The organism is Pseudomonas sp. EggHat1 (assembly GCF_014892995.1).
GTDB classification, from domain to species: Bacteria; Pseudomonadota; Gammaproteobacteria; order Pseudomonadales; family Pseudomonadaceae; genus Aquipseudomonas; species Aquipseudomonas chaetocerotis.
This window is the reverse complement of the sequence record NZ_JACKQK010000023.1, coordinates 30,012-41,054: the sequence shown is the minus strand read 5'-3', so window position 1 is coordinate 41,054 and position 11,043 is coordinate 30,012. Positions and strand designations below refer to the sequence as shown.

General features: G+C 64.3%; 12 protein-coding genes. All 12 read right to left on the bottom strand.

What is annotated here, in order from left to right; genetic code table 11:
- Nucleotides 1-325: 325 nt before the first annotated feature.
- Nucleotides 326-1,348: a hypothetical protein gene (locus INS93_RS23860; protein ID WP_192985785.1), complete on the bottom strand. Its 1,023-nt coding sequence runs from the start codon at nucleotides 1,346-1,348 to the stop codon at nucleotides 326-328.
- A gap of 13 nt (nucleotides 1,349-1,361) precedes the next feature.
- Complete coding sequence (gene flgL, locus INS93_RS23855) at nucleotides 1,362-2,279, bottom strand: flagellar hook-associated protein FlgL (protein WP_196474207.1); 918 nt, start codon at nucleotides 2,277-2,279, stop codon at nucleotides 1,362-1,364.
- A gap of 24 nt (nucleotides 2,280-2,303) precedes the next feature.
- Nucleotides 2,304-3,671: a flagellar hook-associated protein FlgK gene (gene flgK, locus INS93_RS23850; RefSeq protein ID WP_160016926.1), complete on the bottom strand. Its 1,368-nt coding sequence runs from the start codon at nucleotides 3,669-3,671 to the stop codon at nucleotides 2,304-2,306.
- A 3-nt stretch (nucleotides 3,672-3,674) separates the two neighbouring features.
- Complete coding sequence (locus INS93_RS23845; protein ID WP_192985781.1) at nucleotides 3,675-4,799, bottom strand: transglycosylase SLT domain-containing protein; 1,125 nt, start codon at nucleotides 4,797-4,799, stop codon at nucleotides 3,675-3,677.
- Nucleotides 4,800-4,802: 3 nt separating this feature from the next.
- Entirely contained in the window at nucleotides 4,803-5,897 is a 1,095-nt protein-coding gene (locus tag INS93_RS23840) for a flagellar basal body P-ring protein FlgI (RefSeq protein ID WP_160016928.1), read from the bottom strand.
- A 10-nt stretch (nucleotides 5,898-5,907) separates the two neighbouring features.
- Nucleotides 5,908-6,570, bottom strand: a complete 663-nt coding sequence (flgH, locus tag INS93_RS23835) for a flagellar basal body L-ring protein FlgH (RefSeq protein ID WP_192985780.1) — start codon at nucleotides 6,568-6,570, stop codon at nucleotides 5,908-5,910.
- A 5-nt stretch (nucleotides 6,571-6,575) separates the two neighbouring features.
- Entirely contained in the window at nucleotides 6,576-7,361 is a 786-nt protein-coding gene (gene flgG / locus INS93_RS23830) for a flagellar basal-body rod protein FlgG (protein WP_072423629.1), read from the bottom strand.
- A 153-nt stretch (nucleotides 7,362-7,514) separates the two neighbouring features.
- A complete protein-coding gene (locus INS93_RS23825; RefSeq protein ID WP_160016930.1) occupies nucleotides 7,515-8,246 on the bottom strand; it encodes a flagellar basal body rod protein FlgF in 732 nt (243 codons plus the stop codon).
- A 9-nt stretch (nucleotides 8,247-8,255) separates the two neighbouring features.
- Nucleotides 8,256-9,443 carry a flagellar hook protein FlgE gene (gene flgE / locus INS93_RS23820; protein WP_160016931.1) on the bottom strand — a complete coding sequence of 396 codons (1,188 nt, stop codon included), beginning with the start codon at nucleotides 9,441-9,443 and terminating at the stop codon, nucleotides 8,256-8,258.
- A gap of 36 nt (nucleotides 9,444-9,479) precedes the next feature.
- On the bottom strand, nucleotides 9,480-10,157 hold the full coding sequence (gene flgD, locus INS93_RS23815) for a flagellar hook assembly protein FlgD (protein WP_160016932.1): 678 nt from the start codon (nucleotides 10,155-10,157) through the stop codon (nucleotides 9,480-9,482).
- A complete protein-coding gene (flgC, locus tag INS93_RS23810; protein WP_179543345.1) occupies nucleotides 10,157-10,585 on the bottom strand; it encodes a flagellar basal body rod protein FlgC in 429 nt (142 codons plus the stop codon). Before flgC ends, flgD begins: the two co-directional genes overlap by 1 nt.
- A gap of 2 nt (nucleotides 10,586-10,587) precedes the next feature.
- Complete coding sequence (gene flgB / locus INS93_RS23805; protein ID WP_160016934.1) at nucleotides 10,588-10,941, bottom strand: flagellar basal body rod protein FlgB; 354 nt, start codon at nucleotides 10,939-10,941, stop codon at nucleotides 10,588-10,590.
- Between the last annotated feature and the right edge of the window lie 102 nt (nucleotides 10,942-11,043).

Sequence of the window (11,043 nt, the reverse complement as noted above, 5' to 3'; positions counted from 1 at the left end):
ATGGGCCATGGATGGCCCTTCGCAGCGGGCCCCTGGAGCGGTGATGGAGCGAGGGAACCCCGGCGCAGCCGGGGCCGTATGCAGGGGTGTGTTTCTTTGCTTACTTTCTTTGCACAAGCAAAGAAAGTGAGTCGCCCGTAAGGGGCGAAACCCATCAGATCAGACGATCTCGCTAACGGAGAGTGCCAAGTCATGTACAGCTGACACGTAATTGCCAGTCCAGTGTCAACCCGGACGTTCCCCAAGCTATGCGAAGAACCAAAAAAAAAGCCGTCAGTCGCCAAAAAAGGGGGAGGGCGACCGACGACTGAGGAGAGGCAAGCGATCAGGACAACAGACTGACCACGCTGGAACGGCTGATATTGGCCTGGGCGACCACGGTCTGGGTCACCGCCGCGTAGCTGCTGGGGCTGCGACGCATCAGGCTGAACACTTCGCCGGCAAACTCCTTGGCCCATTCACGCTCGTTGTGATCGGCATGACGGGCGAGAAACTCGCGAATTTCTTCCTGACGATGGCTGAGTTGCTCACGCAGCGTGCCGATCCGGTCCAGCGCCGCTACCACTTCGTCCAGTGCCCGACGTAGTTCGCGGGCACCATCGAGGCGCGCGGCGTCGGGCAGGCGCAACATCTGCTCCTCGTGGCTGACCACGGCCGCTTGAGCCTGGCTCGCCAGCTTGCCTTCACCCTGCACGCGCAGCTCGCCCTTGAGCTGCTGCCAGTCACTCTCGCGGGCGCTGAATTTCAGCGCCCCGCCATTATCGACTTCAGCGCGGATGCCCGCCGGACCGAGACCGGCGTTGAAACGACGGAGAATCTGTTGCTCGCTCAGGCCCTCGTCGAGCACCACCGCCAGCGGCTCGGCCAGCTTGCGTCCGGCGCTGAACAGCAGGGTTTCCTTGCCGGCCTGCTGCACCGCTGCAATGGAGTCCAGCCCTTGCAGGCTGAAGCGGCTGCGCACCGGCTCGCTGAGACGCAACTTGAAGCTGGCATCCAGCGCTTCGCCGGAGCGCTGGCTGCGTTCGGCGAGCAGCTTGCGTACCTGTTCCAGCTCACGCTTGATGCCGTCGCGCTCACCGGCCTGGGCATTGCTCAGCTCGCGGCTGAGACTGAGCTTGAGCTGACCGAGTCGCCCGGCCAGTTCGCCGAGGTAACTGTCGGCCGCCTGCATCGAGGTCAACTGCTGGTTGAGCTGCAGATTGAAAGTGGCACTCTTGCCACGCGGCGGTGACGCAGGCTCAGCAGGCAACTGCTTGCGCTGGCGCTGCACGGGCTGCTCGCCTTGCACCGGGCGGCGGGCCTGCGGATCGAGCGCCGTGACGACCGGGAGCTGTGTATCGACCTTGATCACCGCAGGCTCCTTACAGCAGGCTGAACAACGACATCTCGTTGATCTTCAGATACGTCTTCTGCGTCGCGCCGAGCGCCAGCTGGTAGTTGTTCAGGTCGATGGTGGCGCCAGCATAGTCCAGCTGCGACAGCTCGCCTTCGATCTTCTGGTTGACCAGCGACACATCCTCGTTGCTGTCGGTCAGAAGGGTCAGTGCGTTCTGCCGACCACCGAGGTCGGTGATCGAGCCCATGACGCGCCCATGAGCGTCATCCAGGGCGCCGAGGGTGTCGGTGATCTGCTGGCGAACGGCCGGATCGGTGGCGTCCAGCGCCGGGTCCTGCAGGGTGTTGATCAGGCCACGCAGCTCATTGAGCATGCCCACCCCGGCGCCGAAGACGCTGGCCGCCGTGACGTTCTCGTCGACCAGCACGCCGTTGGCCACGGCGGCCTGACGGTGCTTGTCGTTGCCGGTGATGCTGTAGGTCTGGGTGGCCGCATCGAAACCCAGCGCCGGGGTGTCACTGAGGGTGCCGGAGAACAGATAGCGCCCCTCCTCGTCACGCACGTTGGCGAAGCTGAAGATGGTGTCTTCGATAATCGACAGCTCACCGGCCATGGCAGCCAGGTCTTCGCTGGTGTTGGAGCCGTTGGCCGCCCACAGCAGCAGATCGCGCACGTTGAGCATCGCGTCGGAAGTGGACTTGAGGTTGGCTTCCTGAGTCGAGAGGCTGCCGGAGACGTTGGCGATGTTCTTGCGGAACTGCTCCAGGCTCGCTTCCTCACGCTCGACACGCAGCACGCGCACGCTGGCGATGGGGTCGTCGGACGGCAGCAGGATGCGCTTGCCGGTGGCCATCTGCTGCATCAGCTTGCCCAACTCGGCAGAACTGCTGTTCATCGAGTTGTGCATCAGCGAGGTGATCTGCGAATTGGTGATGCGCATCATGGCTGAATCTCTCTAAAAGCCGCTTCAGAACGCGGCAAGCATGTCGTCGAACAACTGGTTGGCGGTGTTGATCACCTTCATGTTGGCCTGGTAGGCCTGCTGGTAGGTCATCAGGTTGACCGCCTCCTCGTCCAGGCTCACGGCGCTGACGCTGTCGCGCTGCGACTGCGCCTGCTGGGTCACGGCGGTAGCGGACTTGAAGTCAGCCTGGTTCTGCCGACTGTCGCTGGCGACCCTGCCAAGCAGGCCGGCGTAGGCATCGTTGAGGGTGACCTGGCTGCCGTCCAGGGTAATGGTCTGGTTCTTCAGGTCGAGCAGATCCAGCAGCACTTCGTTGTTGCCGGTCTCCCCCGCCACCGAAGAGAACGCCAGCTGTTCGGCGGTCAGCGGTTCGATACGCAGCAAGGCGGTGGTGCTGGCGGGGTCATAGACGAACAGCGGCTGGCCGGGGTTGCCGTTGAGATCGAAGCCTGTGGCGAGCACGTCGTTGACCATCTGCGCCAGCTGGCTGGCCATGTCGTGCAGGGCGTCCAGATTCGGCCGCAGGCTGTTGTACTCGACATCGTAGAGGCCGCCGAACGCGCCGCCGAAACCATCCTGACGCAGCGGGAAGCTGGTGCCGGCGAAGGCCAGGCTGACTTCCTGCTCACCCGTGGCGGTCATCGCCACCTTGAGCTGGCCGGCGGTCGGACCGGCCACCAGCGGCTGACCGTTGGCCAGGGCGACGCTGACCGAGCCGTCCGGGGTCTCGTTGACGCGCAGCTTGGCGAACTGGCTGAGTTCGCCGATCAGGCTTTCACGGTGATCACGCAGTGCGGTGCTGTCACCCTTGACCGACTCGGTCTCGACGATCTTCTTGTTCAGCAGCGCGATGTTCTCGGTCAGGCCGTTGATCTCGGTGGCCATGGCGGTGCGCTGTTCCTGCAGCGCCTTGACCTGCGCATCGATGTTGCTGCTCAGGCCGTTGAAGCGCTGCGCCAGGTTGCCGGCCTCACTGATGATCTGCTGACGCAAGGCAATGGAGCCCGGCGTGGCACTGGCTTCACTGAGCGCGGCGAAGAACTGGTCGAGGCCGGCGCTGATGCTCGAACCGGTGCCGGACATCAGCGCTTCCAGCGCGGTCAGGTACTGCTGCGAGGCACCGTAGAAGTTCTCCTCGGTGGTCGCGCGCCACAACTGCTGGTTGTGAAATTCGTTGGTCATGCGGCGAATGCTGATCACCTCGACACCGCCGCCGACGCTCAAGCCACCCTGCCCGGCCAGCGACCCGGTGATGGTCTGCAAGCGGCTGAAACCGGGCGTATTGACGTTGGCGATGTTCTGCCCGGTAGTGGCCAGGGCCACCTGGCTGGCACGCACACCGCTGTAGGCGATCTGGTTGAGGATGCTCACGACTTAGGACTCCTGACGCTCGAAGCGCATCGGCTGAGCGAAGGCCGCCAGACGCGGCGCACGGGCATCGTCGGCAGCGGATTGGGCTGTTACTGAAGACAGGGCGACGGAATCTGCGGTGGACTTAAATCCGTCGCGCGTCAGCACCTGCTTGCTGGCAACAGCACCGAGCAACAGGCCACTGTCGGCACTCAGCGCACTGGCCAGTTGCTGGCGGGTCTGCGCACTGAGCGAGGTCTGCTGCTGTACTTCGTTCTTGACTGGCGTTTCGCGGCTGGCCAGATCGCCGAGAATCTTGCGTGTGTAATCGCGGGTTTCCTGGAAGGGAATGCGCTCGATCCAGGCACCAGTGGCGATCTCGCCACTGCGCGGATCGCCGTTGACCTTCAGCCATTCGTCGACGCGGCCAGGGCCGGCGTTATAGGCAGCCAGCGCCAGCGCCTGATGGCCGTCGTAACGCTGCAGCATCTTGTCGAGGTAGGCGCTGCCCAGGCGTTTGTTGTAGTCGGCATCGCTGGTCAGGCGCGCTTCGCTGAACGGCAGACCGAGTTCGGCGGCCATCTCCCGCGCAGTGTCCGGCATCAGCTGCATCAGACCGCGTGCACCCTTGGGCGATACAGCGTCGACACGACCGGCAGACTCCTGCTGGATGACGCGATCGACCAGCGCAAGAAAGCCTGCCGAGCCCTTGTCCCAGGCCTTGCCCAGCTCATCGACGCCGCGCTGCCAGGTCGCGCGCAGCGGCTCCAGCAGGCTACTGGAAGCACGCTGCGGCAGTTCCGCCGAACGGGCAGTGGCGGCGGCCGCGTCCAGATCCACTGCGCCATCGCCACCGCCGGAGAGCTGCTTGACCAGCATGTCGGCGATGCCGGTCTGTTTACGCCCGGCCAGGGTCTCGGCCAGCACCTCGTCGTAGAAGTCGCGCATGGTGTCCATCTCGCGACTGCGCATCGGGTTGCCTTCGGCGAGCACGTCGCTGGCCTTGCGCATCTGCTTGAGGATCTGTTGCAGGAACAGCGCCTCGAACTGCTCGGCCGCGGCCTGCAACTGCTGCTCACGAGCAGTGCCGATGCCATCGGCGCTGCCACGGCGGCTGTTCATGTGTTGGGCGAGGGATACGATGCTCATGGCTCAGATCACGATCAGTTCAGCGTTGAGGGCACCGGCCTGTTCCAGCGCCTGGAGGATGCTCATGACATCGTCCGGGGTGGCGCCGAGGCTGTTCACGGTGTTGATGATGCTGTCCAGGCTGGCGCCGTCGGGCCACTTGAACATGGCGTTCTTGTCCTGGCTGACGGCCACATCGGAGCGCGGCACCACGGCGGTCTGGCCACCGGAGAAGGCATTGGGCTGACTGACCTGGGGGTTCTCGCTGATGGTCACGGTCAGCGTGCCATGGGCCACGGCGGCGGCCTTGACGCGTACGCCCTGGCCAACCACCACGGTGCCGGTGCGGCTGTTGAACACCACACGCGGCCGTTCGCGGCCCTCTTCCACTTCCAGGCCTTCGAGCATGGCCATGAAGCCGATGCGCTGGGTGCTGGTAATGGGTGCGCGAATGGAAATCTTGGTCGAGTTCAGGGCGCTGGCGGTGCCGCTGCCGAAGCGGCCGTTGACCGCTTCGACCACCCGCGCGGCGGTCTGGAAGCTGGGCTGGCGCAGGTTGAGCATGACGTCGTCGCGGGTGCTGAAGTCGCTGGGGATCATGCGCTCGACGGTGGCGCCATTGGGTACACGGCCACTGTTGGCGGAGTTGATCGCCACGCTGGAGCCGCTCTGCCCAGTGGCATTGAGGCCGCCAACGACGATGGCACCCTGGGCCAGGGCATAGGTTTCACCGTCGACGCCCTGCAGCGGGGTCATCAGCAACTGGCCGCCACGCAGGCTCTTGGCATCGCCCAGCGAGGCGACGGTGATATCCACGGTCTGCCCCGGGCTGTAGGACGGCGGAATTTCTGCGGTCACGGTTACCGCCGCGACGTTCTTCAGCTTGGGATCGACGTTCGGCGGCAGGTTGATGCCGAACTGCTTGATCATGTTCGCCACCGACTGGCTGGTGAAGCGCACCTGGTTCTTGTCGCCGGTGCCGTCGAGGCCTACCACCAGGCCATAGCCGATCAGCTGGTTGCCGCGAATGCCTTCGATGTCCACCAGGTCCATCAGCGGCACGGCCTTGGCCAATAGTGGCCAGCTCAGGACACAGGCGACGAGAATACGTTTGATCATGGTCTGGGCCTCAGAGCGGGAACAGCGGGCTGGTGAAGAAGCGCGTCAGCCAACCGGCCGAATTGCTGTCGCTGAGCACGCCGCGCCCGGCGTACGAGATGCGCGCGTTGGCCACGTTCTGCGAGGACACCTGGTTGGTGCGGTTGATGTCGTCCATGCGCACCAGGCCGACCAGGCGGATGTATTCGTCGCCCTGGTTCAGGCGCAGGGCCTTCTCGCCCTTGATCAGCAGCGTGCCGTTGGGCAGCACCTGATGCACGGTCACCGCGATGGAGCCGCGCAGGGTGTTCTGCTGCGAACTGCGCGCCGAGCCATTGAAGTCGCGCTCGGCCTCGGCGGAGCTTTCCAGACGGTCGTAGGTATTGCCCAGCACCGTGGGAATACCGACGGACACGCCCGAGCTTTTGCCGAAGCTGGTGCCGGCACTTTTGCTCGACTGGGTGGACTCGTCGAGTACCACGGTGAGGATGTCGCCGACCCGCACCGCACGCTTGTCGCCGGTCAGCGAACCGCTGTAGCCGCTGCGAAACAGCCCGCCACCGGTGCTCGGTGGCACGCTGTAGTCCAGTTGCAAGGGTTCGTACTGGCTCGAGTCTTCGTCGGGCAGCATCTCGTTGAAGCTGGCGCAGCCACCCAGGGTCAGGAGCAGGGCGAGCGGGATCAGGCGCTTCATGGCAATCACACGGTCTGGTTGAGGAACTGCTGCATGCCCGACGCGGCGTCGAGCACCTTGGCGTTGGCCTCGTAGGCGCGCTGGATGGAGATCATCGCCACCATCGCCTCGACCACCTGCACGTTGGAGCCTTCCAGCACGCCCTGCTTGAGGTTGCCCAGGCCTTCTTCGCCGGGCACGCCCTCGACCGGCTCGCCGCTGGCCACGGTTTCGCGGTAGAGGTTGCCGCCGAGCGCTTCGAGGCCACTCGGATTGGTGAAGCTGACCAGGGTGATCTGGCCCAGCTCCGAAGGCAGGGTATCGCCGGCCAGCACGGCGGTGACGATGCCGTCGCTGCCCACGGTGAAGCGGCTGCTACCGGCCGGCACTTCGATGGCCGGCGTCAGCGGCAGGCCCTGGGAGTTGACGATCATGCCTTCGGCATTGAGCTGCAGTTGGCCGTTCTCGGTGTAGTAGATGTCGCCGTTGGGCGCTTCCACCTGGAAGAAGCCGGCGCCGATGATGGCCAGATCCATCGGCTGGCCGGTGGTCTGGATGCTGCCTTCGGTGAACACCTTCTGCGTGCCGGCCACGCGCACACCGCTGCCAAGCTGGATGCCCGAAGGCACGGTGTTGACCTCATCGGCCTGCGCACCCGGCTGCAGTTCAATGGCGTAGAACAGGTCCTCGAACACCACGCGGTCGCTCTTGAAGCCATTGGTGTTGACGTTGGCCAGGTTGTTGGCCACGGCGCTCATGGCCTTGTCCTGAGCAGCCAGGCCGGTCTTGCTGACCCAAAGTGCGGAACTCATGTCGTGTCTCCTCTATACCTGTAGCCCGGATGCAATCCGGGGAAATCGTCGTGTTCCGTCACACCGGAGGTGTGGACCGGGCTTCAGTGTGTAGGGTGGGCTTCAGCCCACCTGACTACCGTGCAATGGTGGGCTGAAGCCCACCCTACGGCCCTACGAACCGCGAATCATCCGGTTGCCGGCTTCGGACAGGTCCTCGGCGGCCTTCATCATCTTCACCTGGGTCTCGAACAGGCGGTTCAGGCTCATGGTCGCCACCAACTGATCGATGGCGCCGACGTTGCTGGCCTCCAGGTAACCGGAGACCAGCACCGGCGTTTCCATGTCCTCGGCCGGCTGACCGTCGGTGCGCGCCAGCAGGCCGCTGGCATCCTTGGTCAGGTCGGCGGCGTCGACATCCACCACGCGGATGCGATCAACCTCGGCGGTTACGAAATCACCACGCGGGATCACCGAAACAGTGCCGTCACGACCAATGTGCAGGCTGTCGTACTCGGGCAGCACGATGGGGCCGCCCTCGCCCAGCACGGCGCGGCCGTTCAGGGTCAGGCGCAGCTCGGCATCGACCTGCAGCGCGCCGTTGCGCGTGTAGCGCTCAGCGCCGCCATCACCTTCGACGGTGAACAGGCCACGGCCCTGGATCGCCACGTCGAGATCACGGCCGGTCGCCATCAACTCACCGGGGGCGAGGTTGACGCCGTTGTTCTTCACCCGCACCAGGTGCCGGCTGTCGTAGCCGTAGCCTTCCACGGCGACGGCCTGGGCTTGCTCCAGGTCGGCACGAAAGCCGGGTGTGTTGACGTTGGCCAGGTTGTTGGCGCGCACCGTGAGCGAGCTCATGGTGCGGCTGGCGGCAGTCATTGCGGTATAACCGAGACGGTCCATGGGTCAGCCTCAGATCGCGCCGAACAGCACTTGGGTGAGTTCCTTGTTGGTGGTCAGCACCTTGGTGTTGGCCTGGTAGTTGCGCTGGCCCTCCATCAAACCGACCAGTTGCTGGGTCAGGTCGACGTTGGAGTTCTCCAGCGAACCGGCCACCAGCTCGCCGAACGGACCGACACCCGGCACGCCGATCAGTGCAGCGCCGGAATCGGCGGTCTCCACCCAGGCGGTGCCGCTGATGTTCTTCAGGCCGCCGGCATTGGCGAAGGTGGCCAGCGCCACCTGGCCCTGGAGCATGCGCTGGCCGTTGCTGTAGTTGGCGTAGACCATGCCGTCCTTCTCCACCGCCAGACCGGTCTGCTCGCCTGCGGCATAGCCGCTGGCGCGGTTGCTGGTGACGACGAAGTCGGAGCCGTACTGGCTGGAGTTGCTGTAGTCGATGGCGATGTTCATCGGGTCGACGCCCGGCAGGGCGAAGCCGACGTTGACCGGGCCAACCGGCGCGGTGAGCGTGCCGTTGGTGCCGAAAGTCAGTGCCTGCGGGCCGCCGACAGCGGTGTTGCCCTGGTAGTAGTGGGCATCCCAGGTGTTGGCGCCAGTCTTCACGAAGTACTGGGTCAGGGTGTGTTCCTTGCCCTGGGAGTCGAACACCTTGGTGGTGTAGGTGGAGTTGTAGGTATTCACGTCCGCCGGGTCGAACGGTGCAGTGGCCGGCACGGTCTGGTTGGAGTCCAGGTTCATGACGAAGGCCAGGGTATCGGTGGCGCGGGCCGGCAGGTTGGCGTTCTGCAGTTGCAGGTCGCCCATGGCGCCGACCAGCAGGTTGCCGGCGGCGTCCACTGGATAACCCTGCAGGGTCTGCCCGGCAGCGTTGACGATGTTGTTGTCCTTGTCGGCGCCGAACACGCCGGCGCGGGTGTAGCTCAGGTCGCCATTGGTATCACGGGTGACGAAGAAGCCACCGCCGGAGATGGCCAGGTCCAGGCTGCGCCCGGTGGTCACCAGGGACCCGCCCTGGCTGATGCTCTGGGTGGTGGCCAGCACTTCCACGCCCATCGCCTGGCTGTCGGCGTAGATGCTGCCGAACTCGGTACGCGAGGACTTGAAGCCGGTGGTGCCGGCGTTGGCGATGTTGTGGCTGATGGTGTTGAGCTGTTCGTTGACGGCGCTGAGGCCGGTCATGGCGATGTTGAAACTCATGGCGACTGGACCTTTGAATTGAACGAGTAGGAGGGTTCAGAGCAGACCGGCGGTCTGCGTCTGGCCGAATTCGGTGATGTTGTAGAAGGGCACGGTGCCAACGCCGACGACTTCCAGCACCGGGCCTTCGGCGCTGACGCGTACCTGGGTGACGCGGCCGGCCACCTCGACCTTGGGGTACTCGCCGCTGTCGCTCTTGACCTCGACCTTGTAGCTGCCCGGCGCCAGGCCAAGAGCCTCGGGGTCCAGCTCGAAGGGCACGCGCCCCGGCGCCTGGCTGCCAAGCGCGATTTCCTTCTTCACGCCATTGCTGTCGGTGACCACCAGGGCCAGCGTGCCGGCGGCATGCTCCAGGTTGATCTCACCCTTGACCTTGTCCGCACCCAGCTCCAGTTGCTCGGTCGCCACCTTCACTTCCTGGCCGACCAGGCCAGCGGCGGTGAGGGTCTGCAGGTTGTCCAGCAGCACCAGGTTGCTCTTGCTCAGCGAGGCCATGTTTTCCAGGCTCTTGACCTGGCTCATGGCGGCGAACTGATTGAGGAACTCAGTGCTGTCCACCGGTTTGGTCGGGTCCTGGTTCTGGATCTGCGCGACCATCAGGGTGAGAAAGTTGTTTTCCAGCTGGGTCGCGTCGCTGACGTTGACCGACTGCTTCACCGCCTCGTCGATGCTGTAAGCGGGATTGTTCTGGCTGTTATTACTGACCGTGGTCATCAGGATTCTCCGAGCTTGAGCAGGCCCTGCTGCATGCTTTTCAGGCGATTGAGCACTTCGACGCTGGTCTCGAAGCTGCGGGTGGCCGACATCATGTCGGTCATCTCTTCGATCTGATCGATGTCGGCGTAGAACACGTAGCCCTGGTCATCGGCCAGGGGATTGTCCGGCTCATAGCGGCGCACCGGTTCACGACCGGCAGTGACCACATCGAGCACCTGCACATGGGCGCCGCCCATGCCCACGCTGCGGGTCAGCTGGTCGTTGTTGTAGACGGCCGCGAACACCGGCTTGCGTGCCTGGTACACGTCCTCGGCGCTGGCAGCGGCCGAATCGGCGTTGGCCAGGTTGCTGGCCACCGTGTTGAGGCGCACGGTCTGCGCGTTCATCGACGAGCCGGCGATGCGGTAGATGGAGTCGAAAGCCATGATCAACGCCCCTCGATGGCCTGTTTCAGGCCACGGAATTTCATGCTGAGAAAGGTCAGGCTGGTCTGGAAGTCCATGCTGTTCTTGGAGAACGCGGCCTGCTCCACACTCAGCTCGACGCTGTTGCCGTCCTGCGACGGCTGGGTCGGTACGCGGTACTTGAGATCGGCGCTGCTGGCGGCGAATGCCGGCTGCGAGTCGAGCTGCCGCATCTCGCCAGCAAAATCGATGTCACGGGCGAGAAAGCCCGGGGTGTCTTCGTTGGCCAGGTTGGCAGCGAGGATTTCGCTGCGCTGCATACGCAGTTCGATCGCTCGCGAATGCAGGCCCACCACGTCATCAATCCGTATACTCATTTACCGGTACCCTTAACCCAAGGTTGTGCCCAGGTGCCTTCAGCACAAAGCGTGCCCAACCCAGTAGAGAGCCGTATCACATTGATTTTAAAGGCATTTAAA